At 74.2% G+C, this 18775-nt stretch carries 18 protein-coding genes; 4 read left to right on the forward strand and 14 right to left on the reverse strand.

Annotated features, from left to right (window positions below; translation table 11 throughout):
- Positions 1–5 precede the first annotated feature (5 nt).
- From AB0J00_RS01075 to AB0J00_RS01100, 6 genes are all read right to left on the reverse strand, one after another.
- Positions 6–1619, reverse strand: a complete 1614-nt coding sequence (locus AB0J00_RS01075) for a GMC family oxidoreductase N-terminal domain-containing protein (protein WP_357738875.1) — start codon at positions 1617–1619, stop codon at positions 6–8.
- Positions 1616–2485, reverse strand: a complete 870-nt coding sequence (locus AB0J00_RS01080; protein ID WP_357738878.1) for an MBL fold metallo-hydrolase — start codon at positions 2483–2485, stop codon at positions 1616–1618. Before AB0J00_RS01080 ends, AB0J00_RS01075 begins: the two co-directional genes overlap by 4 nt.
- Positions 2486–2507: 22 nt before the next feature.
- Positions 2508–3761 carry a M23 family metallopeptidase gene (locus AB0J00_RS01085; RefSeq protein WP_357738881.1) on the reverse strand — a complete coding sequence of 418 codons (1254 nt, stop codon included), beginning with the start codon at positions 3759–3761 and terminating at the stop codon, positions 2508–2510.
- A gap of 129 nt (positions 3762–3890) precedes the next feature.
- Positions 3891–4700, reverse strand: coding sequence for an ATP-binding cassette domain-containing protein (locus AB0J00_RS01090; RefSeq protein ID WP_357738884.1), 810 nt, complete (start codon positions 4698–4700; stop codon positions 3891–3893).
- Positions 4697–5758 carry an ABC transporter permease gene (locus AB0J00_RS01095; RefSeq protein ID WP_357738888.1) on the reverse strand — a complete coding sequence of 354 codons (1062 nt, stop codon included), beginning with the start codon at positions 5756–5758 and terminating at the stop codon, positions 4697–4699. Before AB0J00_RS01095 ends, AB0J00_RS01090 begins: the two co-directional genes overlap by 4 nt.
- A 118-nt stretch (positions 5759–5876) precedes the next feature.
- On the reverse strand, positions 5877–6845 hold the full coding sequence (locus AB0J00_RS01100) for a sugar ABC transporter substrate-binding protein (RefSeq protein WP_357738891.1): 969 nt from the start codon (positions 6843–6845) through the stop codon (positions 5877–5879).
- A gap of 228 nt (positions 6846–7073) precedes the next feature.
- Here AB0J00_RS01100 and AB0J00_RS01105 point away from each other — a divergent pair, with 228 nt between their 5' ends.
- The gene (locus tag AB0J00_RS01105) at positions 7074–8138 is read left to right on the forward strand and encodes a Glu/Leu/Phe/Val dehydrogenase dimerization domain-containing protein (RefSeq protein WP_357738894.1); all 1065 of its coding nucleotides are present in this window, start codon (positions 7074–7076) and stop codon (positions 8136–8138) included.
- A 210-nt stretch (positions 8139–8348) separates the two neighbouring features.
- Positions 8349–8567, forward strand: coding sequence for a DUF3073 domain-containing protein (locus tag AB0J00_RS01110; RefSeq protein WP_357738897.1), 219 nt, complete (start codon positions 8349–8351; stop codon positions 8565–8567).
- A 132-nt stretch (positions 8568–8699) separates the two neighbouring features.
- Here the strand turns inward: AB0J00_RS01110 and purM are convergent, their stop codons facing one another.
- The 4 genes from purM to AB0J00_RS01130 all read right to left on the reverse strand — a co-directional run bounded on the left by purM (position 8700) and on the right by AB0J00_RS01130 (position 13118).
- Positions 8700–9752 (reverse strand): phosphoribosylformylglycinamidine cyclo-ligase, encoded by a 1053-nt coding sequence (gene purM, locus AB0J00_RS01115; protein ID WP_357738900.1) that lies wholly within the window; start codon positions 9750–9752, stop codon positions 8700–8702.
- Positions 9749–11260, reverse strand: a complete 1512-nt coding sequence (gene purF / locus AB0J00_RS01120) for an amidophosphoribosyltransferase (RefSeq protein ID WP_357738903.1) — start codon at positions 11258–11260, stop codon at positions 9749–9751. The genes purM and purF overlap by 4 nt, the downstream gene beginning before the upstream one ends.
- Positions 11261–11398: 138 nt before the next feature.
- The gene (locus tag AB0J00_RS01125; protein WP_357738906.1) at positions 11399–12016 is read right to left on the reverse strand and encodes an MBL fold metallo-hydrolase; all 618 of its coding nucleotides are present in this window, start codon (positions 12014–12016) and stop codon (positions 11399–11401) included.
- Between the two features lie 10 nt (positions 12017–12026).
- Entirely contained in the window at positions 12027–13118 is a 1092-nt protein-coding gene (locus tag AB0J00_RS01130; protein ID WP_357738909.1) for an S-(hydroxymethyl)mycothiol dehydrogenase, read from the reverse strand.
- 209 nt (positions 13119–13327) lie between these two features.
- Between AB0J00_RS01130 and AB0J00_RS01135 the strand changes: the two genes are divergently transcribed.
- Positions 13328–14737: an OFA family MFS transporter gene (locus tag AB0J00_RS01135; RefSeq protein WP_357738912.1), complete on the forward strand. Its 1410-nt coding sequence runs from the start codon at positions 13328–13330 to the stop codon at positions 14735–14737.
- Positions 14734–14859: a hypothetical protein gene (locus AB0J00_RS01140; RefSeq protein ID WP_357738914.1), complete on the forward strand. Its 126-nt coding sequence runs from the start codon at positions 14734–14736 to the stop codon at positions 14857–14859. Before AB0J00_RS01135 ends, AB0J00_RS01140 begins: the two co-directional genes overlap by 4 nt.
- Positions 14860–15010: 151 nt before the next feature.
- Here AB0J00_RS01140 and AB0J00_RS01145 read toward each other — a convergent pair whose 3' ends face one another.
- The 4 genes from AB0J00_RS01145 to purS are packed head-to-tail and all read right to left on the reverse strand — an operon-like array spanning position 15011 to position 18694.
- A complete protein-coding gene (locus AB0J00_RS01145) occupies positions 15011–15397 on the reverse strand; it encodes a sterol carrier family protein (RefSeq protein WP_357738917.1) in 387 nt (128 codons plus the stop codon).
- A gap of 2 nt (positions 15398–15399) precedes the next feature.
- Positions 15400–17739, reverse strand: coding sequence for a phosphoribosylformylglycinamidine synthase subunit PurL (gene purL / locus AB0J00_RS01150; protein WP_357738920.1), 2340 nt, complete (start codon positions 17737–17739; stop codon positions 15400–15402).
- Positions 17736–18410, reverse strand: a complete 675-nt coding sequence (gene purQ / locus AB0J00_RS01155; RefSeq protein ID WP_357738923.1) for a phosphoribosylformylglycinamidine synthase subunit PurQ — start codon at positions 18408–18410, stop codon at positions 17736–17738. The genes purL and purQ overlap by 4 nt, the downstream gene beginning before the upstream one ends.
- Positions 18411–18454: 44 nt before the next feature.
- Positions 18455–18694 (reverse strand): phosphoribosylformylglycinamidine synthase subunit PurS, encoded by a 240-nt coding sequence (purS, locus tag AB0J00_RS01160; protein WP_357738926.1) that lies wholly within the window; start codon positions 18692–18694, stop codon positions 18455–18457.
- Between the last annotated feature and the right edge of the window lie 81 nt (positions 18695–18775).

Raw genomic sequence — 18775 nt, forward strand, 5'->3', positions numbered from 1 at the left:
CGTCGTCAGGAGCCGGACATCAGCTCGGCGGCCCGCTCCCCCAGCATCAGCGCGGTCGCCGCGGGGCCCCGCGAGGTCACCTGCGGCATCACCGAGGTGTCCACGACCCGCAGCCCGTCGACGCCGCGCACCCGCAGGTGCTGGTCGACGACCGCGGCCGGGTCGCCGTCCGGGCCCATCGGGGCACTGCCGGCCAGGTGGATGGCGGTCGCCAGGTGCCGGCGGGTCCAGCGGTCCAGCTCGCGGTCGTCGGTCAGCACGTCGTCGGGGAGCCCCGTGCGGGCGGCCACCAGCGGGGCGAGGGACGGCGTCCGCAGCAGCTCGGCGGCCAGCCGCACCACCTCCCGCATCCGGCGCCGGTCGGCCTCCTCGGTGAGGTACCGGTGCTCGATCCGCGGCGGCACCGCCGGGTCGGCGGAGACCAGGCTCAGCCGGCCGCGGCTCTCCTCCTGCTGCAACGCGACGCCGATCATCAGGTCGTCGCGGCGGCGCGCCTGGTCGAGCAGCCGGTGCACCGACGCCCCGCGGAGCGCCCGCAGCGCCGCCCCGGCGGTGCGCACCAGCGCCGCGGGCCCGGTGCCGGCCGGAGGCCGGATCACCCGGCTGAACGGCTTGAGCCAGGGCATCAGCTCCAGGTCGCCGGGTGTGCGCGAGCCCTCGCCGGTGGCGTGCAGGGCGGTGGCCAGCGGCAGCAGGTCGCGCGGCGCGGGCAGCCGCCGGGCCGGCTGCCAGGTGACGTAGAGGTCGGGGTGGTCGCTGAACGCCGCCCCGACGGGCGCGTCGACGAGCACCGGGACGCCGGCGGCACGCAGCTGCCCGGCCGGGCCGATGCCCGACAGCATGAGCAGGTGCGGTGACCCCACCGCGCCGGCGGCGAGCACCACCTCGTCGGCCCGCACCTCGCCGTCCGGGGTCGCGACGCCGACCGCGCGGCCGCGCTCGACCAGCACCCGGGTGACCCGGGTGTTCCCGCGGACGGTCAGGCCGGGGCCGGCGCGGCGCGGGGAGAGGTAGGCCATCGCCGCGTTGACCCGCACCCCGTCGCGGACGTTGACCGGCACCGGGCCGTGCCCGGGGGCCGCGCCGGCGTTCTTGTCCGGCTCGTCGGGGAACCCCAGCTCCGCGCAGGCCGCGGCGAACCCGTCGGTCACCGGGTGCGCGGTGCGCACCCGCCGCACCGGCACCGGGCCGTCCGCGCCGTGCTCCGGCCGGCCGCCGAAGTCGGCGTCGGCCTCGCTGCGGCGGAACGCCGGCAGCACCTGCTCGTAGGACCACAGCGGGTTGCCCGCGGCCGCCCAGCCGTCGAAGTCACCGGGGGTGCCGCGGATGAAGTAGGCGCCGTTGACCGCGCTGGAGCCGCCGACCACCCGGCCGCGGACCACCGGGTAGGTGACGTCCTCGGCGAGCTCGGCCAGGTAGGTCCAGTTGGCCGGGTGCCCGGGGGTGACGGCGCCGAGGGTGGCGGCGTCGGTGAGGACGGCGGGGAAGTCGGCCGGTTGCGGGTGGTCGGCGCCGGCCTCGAGCACGAGCACCCGGCGGCCGGCGTCGACCAGCCGGGCGGCCAGCGCACACCCCGCGGAGCCCGCGCCCACCACCACGACGTCCCAGGAGGCGCTCACGCCAGCCGCACCGCCGCGCCGTCCGCCGGCTCCAGCCGGCCCTCCGCGGTCAGCTTGACCAGCGTGGCCCGGGTCGACTGGCCGGCCGCCGGCCACAGCTCGCGCGGCACCGCGGCGTAGACGGTGGCCACCAGCTCCTCGACCGTCCGGGGACCGCCCGCGAGCGCGTCGAGCAACTGCTGCTCGCGGTACGCCCGGTGCGCCAGGTAGTAGTCCAGGACGGCGAGCGGGTCCTGCGTCAGCTCCGGGCCGTGGCCGCAGTAGAGCGCCGCCGGCCCGAGGTCGTGCACCCGGCGCAGCGAGGCCAGGTAGGCCACCACGTCCCCCTCGGGGTGGGTGACCACGGAGGTGCCGCGGCCGAGCACGTGGTCACCGACCAGCACCGCACCGGACTCCAGCCGGAAGGCCAGGTGGTCGGCGGTGTGCCCGGGGGTGGCGACGACGTCGAGGGTGGTGCCGGCCAGCCGCAGCCGGTCGCCGTCCGCCAGCAGCCGGCCGCCGGGCCCGGCGACGTCCGCCTCCGCGGCGGCCACCGGGGCGGCGAAGTGCGCCGACCAGGGCGCCGCGGCCTCGGCGTGGTCGCCGTGGTGGTGGGTGACCAGCAGCGCGACCACGCGCGCGTCGCGGTCGGCCGCGGCGGCCTCGACCGCCGCGAGGTGCGCGGGGTCGGCGGGCCCCGGGTCGACCACCACGACCTGCCCGCTGCCCGGGGCGCCCACCAGGTACGTGTTCGTGCCGTCGAGGGTCATGCCGGAGGGGTTGGGCGCGAGCACCCGGGTGACCAGCGGCTCCAGCTCGGCGGTGCGCGGCAGGAGGCCGGGCGCGGGCAGCGCCCAGCCGGTGCGCGGGTCGAGGGGGGCGGTCACGGGCCCGACGCTAGCGCGGGGGTCAGCAGCCGGTGATCGGGATGCCGCGGGCGCGCAGCCACGGCACCGGGTCGACGGCGCCGGAGTACATGCCCCCGCCGGGGTGCACCTCGAAGTGCAGGTGCGGCCCGGTCGACTGGCCGCGGTTGCCGACCTCGGCGATCTGCTCCCCCGCCTTCACCCGCTCGCCGGCCTGCACGAAGTAGCGGTTCACGTGGCCGTAGACGGTGACCGCGCCGTCGTCGCCACGGACGTAGACGGCCAGCCCGAAGCCGGTGGCCGCCCCGGCCCGCTGGACGACGCCGCTGGTGGCGGCGTAGACCGGCGTGCCGATCCGGGCGGCGATGTCGACGCCGAGGTGGGTGACGCCCCAGCGCGCGCCGTAGCAGCTGCTGGTGGTCCCGCTGGCCGGCCGCACGTACCCCGACCCGCCGGCCTTGACCGCGGCCGCCGCGTCGGCGGCCGCGCGGGCCTCGGCCTCCGCCTGCGCCCGGCGGGCGGCCTCCTCCGCGGCCTTCTTCTGCGCCACCCACTGCTCGTAGGCGTTGCGGGCGCCCTGCAGCTCGAGCAGCCGCACCTCGGCGGCCTGCAGCTGCTGGTCCAGCTGCGCCTTCTGCGCGCTCGCCTGCTGCACCGCCGCCTGGTGCGCAGCCACCTCCTGGTCGGCGGTGGCCTTGGCCTGCTCGGCCTGCTCCTCGGCGGCCGCCTTGGCCCGCTGGGCGTCGCGGGCGGCGGTCTCGGCCCGGGCCTGCTGCACCTGCGCGGTCTGCAGCGTGCCGAGGACGTCGAGCTGGTGGTCGGCGACGTAGCGCAGCATCGCCGCCTTCTGGATGAGCTCCCCCGGGCCGGCGACGTCCAGCAGCGCCATCTCGCTGGTCAGCGAGCCGCCGTTCTTGTAGGTGTCGTGCGAGAAGTCGGCGATCCGCCCCTGCGCGGCGGCCACCGCGGCCTGCGCGGCCTGCAGCTCCTCGGCGGCCCGCTCGGCGGCGGCGTCCGCCTGGCGGCGGGCCTCCTCGGCGGCGTCGTAGGCGGCGCCGGCTGCCTCGGCCTGGACGGCGGCCTTCTCCAGCTCCGACTGGGCCACCGCGACCAGCCCCTGCAGCCGGCCCACCTCGGCAGCGGCCTGGTCCTTGGCGCCGGCGGCGTCCGCGAGCTGGCCGTCGGTGGGGTTCACCGGGTCGGCGAGCGCCGGGGCGGTGCTCCCGACGGCGAGGACGGCGGCCACCAGGCCGGCGAGGACGGCAGCCCGGGACGTGCGCAGCGGCTGCCGCGGCATGGGTGCTCCCTGGGGAGAGGGTGGGACGGTGGGCTCGGGGGATCGTGGACCCCTCGACTGTCGCAGCCGTACCACCCGTCACAAAGACAACACGCCGCGATCACCTCATCACGGTGAGCGACGGTCGCCTCAGCCCGCCGCGGGGCGCTCCAGCTCCTCGGCGAGCTCGGTCAGCTCGTCGCCGCCGGCCATCATCGTGGTCAGCTCCTCGCGGGTGACCTCGTCCTTGCGGAAGTCGCCCAGGCTGCGGCCGCGGTTGAGCAGCAGGAACCGGTCACCCACCGGGTGCGCGTGGTGCGGGTTGTGCGTGATGAAGACGACGCCCAGCCCCCGGTCGCGGGCCTGCGCGATGTAGCGCAGCACCACCGCCGCCTGCTTCACGCCCAGCGCCGACGTCGGCTCGTCGAGGATGAGCACCCGCGCGCCGAAGTGCACTGCGCGGGCGATCGCCACCGACTGCCGCTCGCCACCGGAGAGGGTGCCGACCGGCTGATCGGGGTCACGGATGTCGATCCCCATCGCGGCGAGCTCGCGGCGGGTGACGTCCTTGGCCGTGGCGCTGTCGAACCGGCGGAACGGGCCCCACCCGGTGGTCGGCTCCGACCCGAGGAAGAAGTTCCGCCAGATCGCCATCAGCGGGATCATCGCCAGGTCCTGGTAGACCGTCGCGATCCCGGCGTCCAGCGCCTCGCGCGGTGCTGCGAAGGTGACCGGCCGGCCGTCGAGCAGCAGCTCCCCGCGGGAGGGCTGGTGCACGCCGGCCAGCACCTTGATCAGCGTCGACTTGCCGGCGCCGTTGTCGCCGAGCACGCAGGTGACCTCACCGGCGCGCACGGTGGTGGAGATGCCGTCCAGCGCGATGACCGAGCCGTAGTCCTTGCCGATGCCGCGCAGCTCCAGCAGCGGCGCGGCCTCCGCGCTCGTCCCGGCCGCGGTCATCGCCGGGCCGCCTCGGCGTAGCGGCGGACCAGCCGGTTGGTCAGGACCGCGAGCAGCAGCATCGCCCCCAGGAAGAAGTAGAACCAGTCGGCGTTCCAGCGCAGGTACACGATGCCCTGCTGGGTCATGCCGAAGACGAGCGCGCCGAGCGAGGCGCCGATCGCCGACCCGAATCCGCCGGTGAGCAGGCAGCCGCCGATCACCGCCGCGACGATGTAGATGAGCTCCTGCCCGGCGCCGGTGTTGGCCTGCACGGAGGTCAGCCGCACCGCGAGCGTCGTCCCGACGAACCAGGCCGCGCCGGCGGTGGTCATGAACAGCGTGATCGTCGTCCGCCGGGCGGGGACGCCGACGTTGCGGGCCGCGACGTCGTCGCCGCCGGTGGCGAACACCCAGTTGCCGAAGCGGGTGCGCAGCAGCACCCACGTGCCCAGCAGGGTCGCCAGCACCCACCACAGGATCGTGATCCGGAAACCGGTGCCGCCGATCTCGACGCTGGAGGCGAACACCTTCTGCGCCGAGTCGTAACCGGGGGCCGAGGCGATCCCGCCGACGATGACCGTGCCGGTGAACGCCTTGGTCAGGCCCAGGTTGAGGCCCTGCAGCATGAGGAAGCTGCCCAGCGTGATGATGAAGCTGGGCAGCCCGGTGCGGGTGACCAGCCAGCCGTTGAACAGGCCGATGAGCAGCGCGACGGCCAGCGACAGCACGATCGCCGCCCAGATGTTCCAGCCCCACTCGCTGGTGGCGATGCCGACGGTGAGCGCGGTCGTGCCGGTCATGACGCCCGCGGAGAGGTCGAAGTGGCCGCCGATCATCAGCAGCGCCACGGCGACGGCCATGATGCCCAGCGTCGAGGCCGGGTCCAGCCAGTTCGCGACGCCGCCGGGGGCGCGGAACCGCTCGGAGAGCACCGCGAAGAACACCAGGACGACGATCGCGCCGATCAGCGACCCGAGCTCGGGCCTGACCAGCAGCCGGCGCCACCAGCCCACCCGGGCCACGCGTTCGTCGACGCGGTCGCGCGGGGCGGCCGGCGCCTCCCGGGTGGCGCTCATCGGTGGTCCTCCTCGAGTCCGGTGCCGCGGCGCGGGCCCCCGGCCCGCTCGTGGCGCAGCCCCGGACGCCGTGCGCGCCCGGGGCGGGCGGGCCGGCCCGGTGGCCGGCCCGCCGGGGTCAGCGGGTGCCGGCCGACGCGAGGTCGGCGACGTCCTTGACGTTGCTCTCGTCGACGATCGCCGGGCCGGTCAGCACCGGGCGGCCACCGCCCACGGTGTTCTTGTTCTGCGCGTACAGCTTGAGCATCACGATCGGCAGGTAGCCCTGCTCGTACTGCTGCTGGTCGACCGCGAAGGACACCGACCCGTCCTGGATGGCCTTGATGACGTCGGCGTTGAGGTCGAAGGTGGCGATCTCCGCGTCGGAGTCCGCCGCCTTCGCGGCCGCCGCGGCCACCTGCGCGACGGCCGAGTTCAGCGCGAGCACCCCGTCGATCGACGGGTCGCTCTGCAGCTGCGCGGTGATCGCGGACTGCGCGGCCTGCAGGTCGTTGATGTCGACCTGCACCCGGGTCACCTGGGTGCCCAGACCCTGCGAGGCGCCGTCGCAGCGCTGGTCCAGCCCGATGTTGCCGGCCTCGTGGACGACGCACAGCACCTTCTTGCGGCCGTCCTGCGCGAGCCGCTTGCCCGCGCCCTGGCCGGCGATCGTCTCGTCCTGGCCGACGTGCCCGATGGCACCGAAGGCCGCCGAGCGGTCGGCGCCGGAGTTGATGGTGACGACCGGGATCCCGGCCTTGACGGCCTTGGAGATCGAGTCCTGCAGCGCGTCGGGGTTGGCCATCGAGACGACGATGCCGTCGACCTCCTGGTTCACCGCGGTGTCGATGAGCTGCGACTGCCGCTGCGGGTCGCCGTCGCTCTGGTAGTCGACGTCGACGCCCAGGTCCTTGCCCGCGGCCTCGGCACCGTTCTTCACCACGTCCCAGAAGGCGTCGCCGGCCGACCCGTGGGTGACCACCGCGAAGCTCAGGTCGCTGTCGCCGCCGCCGGAGCCGCTGGAGTCGCCGCCACCGTCGGAGCTGCAGGCGGCGAGGAACAGCGGCGCGGCGAGCGCCAGGGCGAGCAGCCGCTTGGGTCGAGCCATCGTGTGTGTCCTCCCGTGTCGCGGCGCAGCGCTGCCCCGCTGGTCTCCCTCCTGGCGGACCCTGGCCTCGGGCACCCGCTGGAGAGTGTGCGGCACCGGGGAGCCCCGGCGCCTGTCGTCGACCCCTGATCATGCCTGGCGGCCGGCCGGGACCCTGCACGCACCTCCGCGCCGAGACCGGCCCGAGACCCTGCCGCCCGGCCCGGCGGGCCCGCCTACCCTCGCCCCGTGGACGTGTTGGCCTCCGGGCACGAACAGGTCGTCTTCTGCTCCGACCCCCAGTCGGGCCTGCGCGCGGTCATCGCGATCTGGTCGACGGCACTGGGCCCGGCGCTGGGCGGCACCCGCTTCTACCCCTACGCCTCGGAGGCCGACGCGGTCACCGACGCGCTGGCGCTGTCGAAGGCGATGGCCTACAAGAACAGCCTGGCCGGCCTCGACCTCGGCGGCGGCAAGGCGGTGATCATCGGCGACCCGCGCACCGACAAGACCGAGGCGCTGCTGCGCGCCTACGGCCGGTTCGTGGAGAGCCTCGGCGGGCGGTACCTCACCGCGTGCGACGTCGGCACCTACAACGCCGACCTCGACGTGGTGGCCCGCGAGACGCGCTTCGCGCACGGCCGGTCGGAGGTGTACGGCGGCTGCGGCGACTCCTCCGTGCTGACCTCCTACGGGGTCTTCCAGGGCATGCGCGCCGCCGCCCAGCACCGGTGGGGCGCGCCGTCGCTGGCCGGGCGCACCGTCGCGATCGCCGGGGTGGGCAAGGTCGGCTCGCACCTGGCCGACCTGCTGGTGGCCGACGGGGCCGCCCTGGTGGTCACCGACGTCGACCGCGCGGCCGTGGACCGGCTGCTGGCGCGCCACCCGCAGGTGACCGCGGTGGCCGACACCGCGGCGCTGGTGCGCACCCCCCACGACGTCTACGCGCCCTGCGCGCTGGGCGGGGCGCTGGACGACGAGACGGTCGCCGTGCTCCCGGCCGCGATCGTCTGCGGCGGCGCGAACAACCAGCTGGCCCACGAGGGCACCGCCGACCTGCTGCAGGCCCGCGGCATCCTCTACGCCCCCGACTACCTGGTGAACGCCGGCGGCGTCATCCAGGTCGAGGACGAGCGGCACGGGTTCTCCTTCGCCCGGGCGGAGGCCAAGGCCACGACGATCTTCGACGTCGCCGTCCGGGTGTTCGCCGCCGCCGAGGCCGAGGGAGTCTCCCCGGCCGTCGCCGCGGACCGGATGGCGGAAGAGCGGATCTCCTCGGTCGGCCGGCTGGCCACCATCCGGTTGCCCCGCTGACCTGCGGTTCGTCGTCCGCAGGTCACCCGGAGGGGTGAGACCTGGGTCACCCCTCCCCTTCCGAGGGGGTCACGCGGAGACGGACGCGTGCTGCCGACCGATACGTGTCGTAAGCTCGCACCAGGACACAGTCACTCAGTCGGGGTCGCGAGCACGGGCCGTCCAGCCCGGAGCCGGGCGCCCGTACTCCGTCACGAGGGGGTCGAGCCAATGGGGCGCGGCCGAGCGAAGGCCAAGCAGACACGCGTGGCCCGTGAGCTCAAGTACAGCTCACCCAACACCGACCTCACGGCCCTTCAGCGCGAGCTGGCTGGTCAGCCGTCGACGTTCCCCGCTCGCGGGACCAAGGACGACGACGACGAGGACGACGAGTTCGCCGATCGCTGGGCACAGGACGACGAGGACGACGACTGGGCTGCCAGCCGTTGACGTGCTGAGCGCGAGCTCAGCCCCTGGTCGTGCACGTGGGCACCGCCAGCCCCCTCGGGGCCTGGCGGTGCTGGCGTGCGTCCTGACGGCCCCCTGCCAGGGCCCCGCCGGCAGCGGTGGGGCCCTCCTCCGTCAGCGGTAGGAGCCGACCAGCCGGGCGGTCCCGCCACCGTCACCGGCGGCGGTGAGCGTGCCGGCCACCCAGGCGGGCACGCCGCGGTCGGTCAGCAGCGCCACGGCGCGGCCGGCGACCTCGGGGGCGACGGCGGCGACCATGCCGACGCCGCAGTTGAACGCGCGCTCGGACTCCGCCCGCGGCACCCCGTGCTCCTCCATCAGCCGTACCGCGCCGGGCAGCACCCAGGTGCTGCGGTCCAGCACCGCCTCGAGCCCCGCCGGGACGACGCGGGCGGTGTTGCCGGCCAGCCCGCCGCCGGTGATGTGCGCGAAGGCGTGCACCCCGTCGACGCCGAGCTCGTCGACCAGCGCCAGGCAGTCGCGGGCGTAGATGCGGGTGGGCTCGAGCAGCTCCTCGCCCAGCGGGCGGTCCAGGCCGTGCGCCGCGGCGAGGTCCAGCCCCGCGGTCGCGACCACCTTCCGCACCAGCGAGTAGCCGTTGGAGTGGAAGCCGGACGACGCCATGGCGACCACCACGTCGCCCTCGCGCACCCGCTCCGGGCCCAGCACGCCGTCGGCCTCGACCACGCCCACGGCGGTGGCGGCCAGGTCGTACTCGTCGGCGTCCATCAGGTCGCCGTGCTCGGCGGTCTCCCCGCCCACCAGGGCGGCACCGGCGAGCGTGCAGCCGGTGGCGATGCCGGTGACGATCGCGGCGATCTTCTCCGGCACCACCCGGCCGCAGGCCACGTAGTCCTGCAGGAACAGCGGCTCCGCGCCGCAGGCGACCAGGTCGTCGACGACCATCGCGACCAGGTCGATGCCCACGGTGTCGTGCCGGTCCAGCTGCCGGGCCAGCGCGATCTTGGTGCCGACGCCGTCGGTGGAGCTGGCCAGCAGGGGCTTGCGGTACTTCTGGGTGTCCAGCGCGAACAGCCCGGCGAAGCCGCCCAGCCCGCCGACCACCTCGGGGCGGTTGGTCTTCTCCACCGCGGCCCGCATCAGGGTCACGGCGCGCTCGCCGGCGTCGATGTCGACGCCGGACGCCGCGTAGGTCAGCTCGCTCACGGCCGCGCCAGCGCGTCGTCGGCGCCGCCGCCGGGGTGGCCGGCCATCGCCCGGCGGCCGATGCCCTCGAGCACGTGCTTGCCCAGCACCTCCGGCTCGCCCAGCGGGATCGGGTACTCGCCGGAGAAGCACGCGGTGCACAGCCGGTTGACCGGCTGCTCGGTGGCCGCGACCAGGCCCTGCTCGGAGACGTAGCCGAGCGAGTCGGCGTTGATCGAGGCGCGCACGCCGTCGACGTCCAGGCCGTTGGCGATGAGCTCGGCGCGGCTGGCGAAGTCGATGCCGTAGAAGCACGGCCACTTCACCGGCGGCGAGGAGATGCGCACGTGCACCTCCAGCGCCCCCGCCTCGCGGAGCATCCGGATCAGCGCGCGCTGGGTGTTGCCGCGGACGATCGAGTCGTCGACGACGACCAGCCGCTTGCCGCGGATGACGTCGCGCAGCGGGTTCAGCTTCAGCCGGATGCCGAGCTGCCGGATCGTCTGGCTGGGCTGGATGAACGTCCGGCCGACGTAGGAGTTCTTGACCAGGCCCAGGCCGTAGGGGATGCCCGACGCCTCGGCGTAGCCGACCGCCGCCGGGGTGCCCGACTCCGGCACCGGGATGACCAGGTCCGCCTCGACCGGGTGCTCCCTGGCCAGCCGGCGGCCCACCTCGACCCGGGCGGCGTGCACGCCGCGGCCGGCGATCGTGGTGTCCGGGCGGGCCAGGTAGACGTACTCGAAGATGCAGCCCTTGGGGTCGGCCGAGGCGAAGTGCTGGCTGCGCAGCCCGTCCTCGTCGATGGCCAGCAGCTCACCGGGCTCGACCTCGCGGACGAACGAGGCGCCCACGATGTCCAGCGCCGCGGTCTCGCTGGCGACCACCCAACCGCGCTCGAGCCGGCCGAGCACCAGCGGGCGCACGCCCTGCGGGTCGCGGGCGGCGTAGAGCGTGGTCTCGTCCATGAAGGTCAGGCTGAAGGCGCCGCGCAGCATGGGCAGCACCTCCATCGCCGCGGCCTCCACGGACATGTCCTGGCGGGCCGCGATCAGCGAGGTCACCAGGTCGGAGTCGGTGGTCGCGCTGAACGCCCCCTGCACGCCCTCGTCGGCGGCGCGGCTGGCGAGCTCGGCGGTGTTCACCAGGTTGCCGTTGTGGCACAGCGCCAGGCCGGTGCCGTCGCCGGTGGTGCGGAACGTCGGCTGGGCGTTCTCCCAGGTCGACCCACCGGTGGTGGAGTACCGGGTGTGGCCGACGGCCAGGTGGCCGCGGAGGCTCCCCAGGGTCGGCTCGTCGAAGACCTGGCTCACCAGCCCGAGGTCCTTGAAGACCACCACCGAGGAGCCGTCGGAGACCGCGATGCCTGCCGCCTCCTGCCCGCGGTGCTGGAGCGCGTACAGGCCGAAGTAGGAGAGCTTCGCGACCTCTTCGCCCGGCGCCCAGACACCGAAGACGCCGCACGCGTCCTGGGGTCCGGGGGAATGGGGGTCGAGGTCGTGCGTCAGCCGTCCGTCACCGCGAGGCACGGGTCGAGGGTACCGGTGCCGCGGCCCCGTCGTCCGTCCGCCCGGGTGGTCCCTCTCACCACCGGGGTCGGACGGAACCGTCCGCAACACCCGTCCGACCTGGCCGTTCCCCGGAACGGCCAGGTCGGACGACGGTGCTCAGGCGATGTTGCCGACCTCGGCGGCGACGGTGGTGTCGTCGCCGTGGCCGGTCCGGACCACCGTGTCGCCGTGCAGGGTGAGCAGCCGCGCCCGGATGGAGGTCAGGATCGTCGGCTTGTCGCTGTAGGAGCGCCCGGTGGCACCCGGCCCCCCGTGGAACAGGGTGTCGCCGGAGAAGACGGTCCGCAGGTCGCCGGTGTAGAGGCAGGTGCTGCCCGGCGAGTGCCCCGGGGTGTGCAGCGCCTCCAGCGTCACGTCGGCCACCCGGAAGCGGGTGTGGTCCTCCAGCGCGCCGTCCGGGGTGGCACCGGTGGTGCCGTAGACGGCCTCCCACAGCATCCGGTCGGCCGGGTTCAGCCAGACCGCGGCGCCGGTGGCCTCGCGCAGGTCGATCGCGGCGGTGATGTGGTCGTTGTGCCCGTGGGTGAGCACGATCGCCTTCACCCGCCGTCCGCCGACCGCCTCGACGATCGGTTCGGCCCGGTGCGGCGCGTCGATGACGACCACCTCGTCGTCGTCCCCGACCAGCCACACGTTGTTGTCGACGTCGAAGTCCTGGCCGTCGAGGCTGAAGACCCCGCTGACGACGACCTTCTCGATGCGCGCCCTGCTCACTGGTCGACGCTCACTTGCCGAACACCACGACCGAGCGCAGCACGTCGCCGTGGTGCATCTTCTCGAACGCCTGCTCGACGTCGCCCAGGCCGACGGTCTCGGAGACGAAGTCCTCCAGCGGGAAGCGGCCCTGCAGGTAGAGGTCGACGAGCATCGGGAAGTCGCGGCTGGGCAGGCAGTCGCCGTACCAGGAGGACTTCAGCGCCCCGCCGCGGCCGAAGACCTCCAGCAGCGGCAGGGTGATCTCCATGTCCGGCCGCGGGACGCCGACCAGCACGACCCGGCCGGCGAGGTCGCGGGAGTAGAAGGCCTGCTCGAAGACCGCCGGGTGCCCCACCGCGTCGATGGTGACGTCCGCGCCGAACCCACCGGTCAGCGCCTTGATCGCCTCGACCGGGTCGGAGTCCTTCGAGTTGACGGTGTGCGTGGCGCCCAGGCCCTTCGCCCACTCGAGCTTCCGGTCGTCGATGTCGACGGCGATGATCGTGGTCGCGCCGGCCAGCGCGGCACCGGCGATCGCCGCGTCACCCACGCCTCCGCAGCCGAAGACGGCCACGCTCTCGCCGCGCTGCACGGCCCCGGTGTTGATCGCCGCGCCGACGCCGGCCATGACGCCGCAGCCGAGCAGCCCGGCCGCCGTCGCGGGCGCCTGGGGGTCGACCTTCGTGCACTGGCCGGAGTGGACCAGCGTCTTGTCCGCGAACGCGCCGATGCCCAGCGCGGCGGTCAGCTCCGTGCCGTCGGTCAGCGTCATCTTCTGCGCGGCGTTGTGGGTGTTGAAGCAGTACTGCGGCTGCCCCTTGCGGCAGGCGCGGCACTCGCCGCAGACCGCGCGCCAGTTGAGGACGACGAAGTCGCCGACCGCCACGTTGGTGACGCCCTCGCCGACCGCGGAGACGACGCCGGCCGCCTCGTGGCCCAGCAGGAACGGGAACTCGTCGTTGATGCCGCCCTCGCGGTAGTGCAGGTCGGTGTGGCAGACCCCGCAGGCCTGCACGTCGACGACCGCCTCACCCGGGCCGGGGTCGGGGACCACGATGTCGACCAGCTCGACCGGAGCACCCTTGCTGCGGGCGATGACGCCCTTCACTTCGTACGGCATGGGCCCAGCCTAGGGACCCCTGCGGCGGTCCCGCCCGGCCGGAGATCCGGAACTGCTGAGGCAACGAAACGGTATCGGTGTCGCCCGGAAGGGGGACGTCGGCGCGCCGTTCCGCCGGGCGCGTCGTACGGTCCCGGGACCGCGACCTGGATCACACAGCAGACGAACAGGTTGCGTCAACCCACCGTCCCGCTCCTCGGAGGTCGTTCGTGGCAGTACCCAGCTTCCTCGCCCGGGAGCGCATCGTCGCGCGCCCGGGCTTCAACCGGTGGCTGATCCCGCCGGCTGCACTGGCCGTGCACCTGTGCATCGGCCAGGCCTACGCCACCAGCGTCTACAAGACCGCGCTCGTCGCGGACTTCGACTCCAGCCTCACCGCGATCGGGATCGTCTTCTCCATCGCGATCGTGATGCTCGGCCTCTCCGCCGCGCTCTTCGGCACCTGGGTCGACCGCAACGGTCCCCGTGCCGCGATGTTCACCTCGGCGGTCTTCTGGGTCACCGGCTTCCTGGTCGGCGCCCTCGGCATCGCCACCGACCAGCTGTGGCTGCTGTACCTGGGCTACGGCGTCATCGGCGGCATCGGCCTGGGCATCGGCTACATCTCGCCGGTCTCCACGCTGATCAAGTGGTTCCCCGACCGCCCGGGCCTGGCCACCGGCATGGCGATCATGGGCTTCGGCGGTGGCGCGCTCATCGCGACCCCGCTGTCCCGCCAGCTGATGGGCTTCTACGACGCCGACTACGACGGCACCGCCGCCACGGTCGCCAGCGGCGACGCGGTCGCCAAGCTGTTCCTCACCCTGGCCGTGCTCTACCTGGTCTTCATGATGTTCGGCGCGTTCATCGTCCGGGTGCCCGCCGAGGGCTGGAAGCCCGCCGGCTTCGACCCGTCGACGGTCCGGACCAAGGCGCTGGTCACCACCAGCAGCGTCTCGGCCGCCAACGCGATCAAGACCCCGCAGTTCTGGCTGCTGTGGATCGTGCTGTTCTGCAACGTGACCGCCGGCATCGGCATCCTCGAGCAGGCCAGCCCGATGATCCAGGACTTCTTCCGCGACGGCGACACCTCCACGGTCGCCGTGACCGCGGCCGCCGGGTTCGTCGGCGTCCTGTCGCTGTTCAACATGGCCGGCCGGTTCGCCTGGTCCACGACCTCGGACTTCATCGGCCGGAAGCCCATCTACATGGTCTACCTGGGCGTCGGGCTGGTGCTCTACGTGCTGCTGGCCACCGTCGGCAGCAGCGCCACCTGGCTGTTCGTCGTCCTCGCCGCGCTGATCATCAGCTTCTACGGCGGCGGCTTCGCCACCGCCCCGGCGTACCTGCGCGACCTGTTCGGCACCTACCAGGTCGGCGCCATCCACGGCCGGCTGCTGACCGCGTGGGCGGCCGCCGGTGTCGCCGGGCCGCTCATCGTCAACCGCGTCCTGGACACCCAGGGCGAGCCCGGCAGCCTGGTCGCCGGCGACTACCGGCCGGCGCTGTTCATCATGGTCGGCCTGCTGGCCGTCGGGTTCGTGGCCAACCTGCTGATCAGGCCCGTCGCCGGCAAGTGGCACGAGCCCACGGCCGATGCCGTGTCCACCGAGACCCAGGAAGCGAGTGCCACCCGATGAGCGAGCAGCAGGAGTCCACCACCCCCGTCGGCCTGGTCGCCTTCGCCTGGACCCTGGTCGGCGTCCCACTCCTCTACGGGCTCTACCAGACGATCAGCACGGCCGCGAAGCTGTTCAGCTGACCTGACCCGACAGCGCCCCCTCTGCCATGCGGCAGAGGGGGCGCTGTTGTTCATGCCCTCAATCGTTGATCATGGAGTTGTTGCCAGCGACGCGCCGGCGCGCGGCGTGTCTGCGTGCACGATCTCCATGATCACCGCGGCAGAGCACACCTCAGCGGGTCAACGGGCGCAGCGGGAGCAGCTCGGCGAGGTCGGCGCGGTTGCCGCTGGCCGTGACCTTGCTCTCCGCGACCGCCTCGGCCCAGGTCAGTGCGCCGGTCGCCAGCCGCAGCCAGGTCTCGGCGTCGGTCTCGACGACGTTCGGCGGGGTGCCGCGGGTGTGCCGCGGCCCGGGGATGCACTGGACGGCGACGAACGGCGGTACCCGCACCTCCACCGACCGGCCGGGCACCTGCTGGGCCAGCCAGCGGGCGGAGGTCTTCACCGCGGCGCCCAGCACCGGCCGGGGAGGCCGGTCGGCCTCCCCGGCGAGCCAGGCGCGCACCGGGTCGACGGCGGCGCGCAGCTCGTCCGCCGGGATCGGTGCCGTGCCGGCCACGCTCAGCTCGTCGGGACCGTGCCCGCCGGGACCGAGCCCACGGTGACCTCGGGGCTGCCGAACAGCGCCGGCAGCGTGCGGGTCCAGGCGTCGCGCAGCTCCGCGAGCGGCAGCTCCAGCACGCCGTCGAGCCGCAGCTCGTCACCGCCCGTCGTCCCCAGCTCGGTCACCGGGACCCCGGCCGCCTCCGCCGCGGCGCGCACCGCGGCCGGGTCGGTGGTGGTGACGAGGGCGCGGGCCACCGACTCGCTGAACAGCGCGGTCGTCGGGTCGCCGGCGAGGGTCAACCGGGCCCCGGTGCCGTACCGCAGCGCGGACTCGGTGAGGGCCTGGGCCAGCCCGCCGTCGGCCAGGTCGTGCGCCGAGCTGACGAGCCCGTCGGCGGCGAGGGTGGCCAGCAGCCCGCCCAGCGCCTGCTCCGCGGCCAGGTCCAGCGCCGGCGGACGCCCGCCGAGGTGCCCGTGCACGACCGCGGCCCACGCCGACCCGCCGAGCTCGGCCCTCGTCTCGCCGAGCAGCAGCACCGTCTCGCCGTCCGCGCGCCAGCCGGCCGGCACCCGGCGGGTGACGTCGTCGTGCACGCCGAGCACGCCGATGACCGGGGTCGGGTTGATCGCGACGTCGCCGGTCTGGTTGTAGAGGCTGACGTTGCCGCCGGTGACCGGCAGCCCCAGCGCGCGGCAGCCGTCGGCCAGGCCGCGGACGGCCTCGGCGAACTGCCACATGACCTCGGGGTTCTCCGGCGAGCCGAAGTTCAGGCAGTTGGTGACCGCCAGCGGCGTGGCGCCGGTGACCGCGACGTTGCGGTAGGCCTCGGCGAGGTTGAGCTGCGCGCCGGTGTACGGGTCGAGCCGGGCGAACCGGGCGTTGCCGTCCAGCGCCAGCGCGATGCCGCGGTTGCTGCTCTCGTCGATGCGCACCAGGCCGGCGTCCTCGGGCTGGGCGAGGACCGTGTTGCCTCGGACGTAGCGGTCGTACTGCTCGGTGACCCAGGTCTTGTCCGCGCCGTCCGGGCTGCTGACGACCGCGAGCCAGTCGGCGCGCAGGTCGGCCGAGGTCGCCGGCGGGGCGTCGGCCTGCAGCGCGTCGAGGTCGGCCGGGCGGGCCATCGGCCGCTCGTAGACCGGGCCCTCGTGGGCGACGGTGCGCGGCGGGACGTCGACGATCTGCTCGCCGTGCCAGTCGATGACCAGCCGGTCGCCGTCGGTGACCTCACCGATGACGGTGGCCAGCACGTCCCACTTGCGGCAGACGGCGAGGAAGGCCTCGACCTTGCCCGGCTCGACGATCGCGCACATGCGCTCCTGCGACTCGCTCATCAGGATCTCGGCCGGGGTGAGCGTCGAGTCGCGCAGCGGGACGGCGTCCAGGTCGATGTGCATGCCGCCGGTGCCCGCGCTGGCCAGCTCGCTGGTGGCGCAAGAGATGCCGGCGCCGCCGAGGTCCTGGATGCCGGTGACGAGGTCCTCGCGGAAGATCTCCAGGCAGGCCTCGATGAGCAGCTTCTCGGTGAACGGGTCGCCGACCTGGACGGCGGGGCGCTTGGCCGGGCCCTCGCTGTCGAAGGTCTCGCTGGCCAGCACCGACACCCCGCCGATGCCATCGCCGCCGGTGCGGGCACCGAACAGCACGACCTTGTTGCCGACGCCCTCGGCCTTGGCCAGCCGGACGTCCTCGTGCCTCATCACGCCGACGCACAGCGCGTTGACCAGCGGGTTGCCGGCGTAGGTGGCGTCGAACAGCAGCTCGCCGCCGATGTTGGGCAGGCCCAGGCAGTTGCCGTAGCCGCCGACGCCGGCCACCACGCCGGGCAGCACCCGGGCGGTGTCGGGGGCGTCGGCCGCGCCGAAGCGCAGCGAGTCCATGACGGCGACCGGCCGGGCGCCCATGGTGAGGATGTCGCGCACGATGCCGCCGACCCCGGTGGCCGCACCCTGGTAGGGCTCGACGTAGCTGGGGTGGTTGTGCGACTCGACCTTGAAGGTGACCGCGTAGCCGTCGCCCACGTCGACCACGCCGGCGTTCTCGCCGATGCCGACCAGCAGCGCGTCGCTCGGCGGCAGGTCGCCGAACTGCCGCAGGTGCACCTTGGAGGACTTGTAGGAGCAGTGCTCGCTCCACATGACCGAGTACATCGCCAGCTCGGCGGTGGTGGGCCGGCGGCCGAGGATCTCCCGGATCCGCTGGTACTCCTCCGCGCGCAGCCCGAGCTCGGCCCACGGCTGCTGCGCGTCGGGCTCCTGCGCGGCCCGCTCGACGGTGTCCAGGTCCGGCATCGAGCGGACGGCGGCGTCGGCCGGGCCGTCGGCCGGGTGCTCCACGGCGCTCACGTCGGCGGTCACGCGGCGACCACCAGGGCGGTCAGCACGGAGGTGAAGAAGCCCAGGCCGTCGGTGCTCGGACCGGTGAGGTCCTCGACCGCGTGCTCGGGGTGCGGCATGAGCCCGACGACCCGGCCGTCCTCGCTGCACACCCCGGCGATGTCGCGGGAGCTGCCGTTCGGGTTGCCGTCGAGGTAGCGGACGACGACCCGGCCCTCGCCCTCGAGCCGGTCCAGGTCGGCGTCGGCGGCCACGTAGCGGCCCTCGCCGTTCTTCACCGGGATCGTGATCCGCTGGCCGGTGGCGTAGGACGACGTCCACGCGGTGTCGGCGCGCTCGACGCCGAGCACCTGGTCGCGGTTGCGGAAGTGCAGGTGGCCGTTGCGGGTGAGCGCGCCCGGCAGCAGCCCGGCCTCGCAGAGCACCTGGAAGCCGTTGCAGATGCCGAGCACCGGCAGGCCGCCCCTCGCCGCGGCGACGACGTCCTGCATCAGCGGCGAGCGGGCGGCGATGGCGCCGGCCCGCAGGTAGTCGCCGTAGGAGAACCCGCCCGGCAGGACGACGGCGTCGACGTCCTTCAGGTCGTGGTCGGCGTGCCAGAGGGAGACGGGCTCGCCGCCGGCGAGCCGCACCGCGCGCGCGGCGTCGACGTCGTCCAGGGAGCCCGGGAAGGTGATGACACCGATGCGCACTGTGTCTCTCTCAGTCGGTGGTCCGGTCTGGACTTCGCCCAGACTCAGTCGGTGGGGAGGTGCAGCTCGACGTCTTCGATGACGGGGTTGGCCAGCAGGGTCTCGGCGATCTGCCGCAGCTCGTCGGCGTCCGGGGTGCCCTCCACCTCGAGCACGAAGTGCTTGCCCTGGCGGACGCTGCGCACCCCCGTGTGTCCGAGCCGGCCCAGGGCGCCGAGCACGGCCTGCCCCTGCGGGTCGGAGATCTCTGGCTTCAGGACGACGTCGACGACCACCTCTGGCACGGGCACGAGGGTACCGGCACCACCGACACGCCCGGTCGCCCCCGATCGGTTGCGCACAACCGGCTGTCCAGGGGTCCGGTC

The sequence above is a fragment of the Modestobacter sp. NPDC049651 genome (assembly GCF_040659695.1).
Taxonomy (GTDB): Bacteria; Actinomycetota; Actinomycetes; order Mycobacteriales; family Geodermatophilaceae; genus Modestobacter.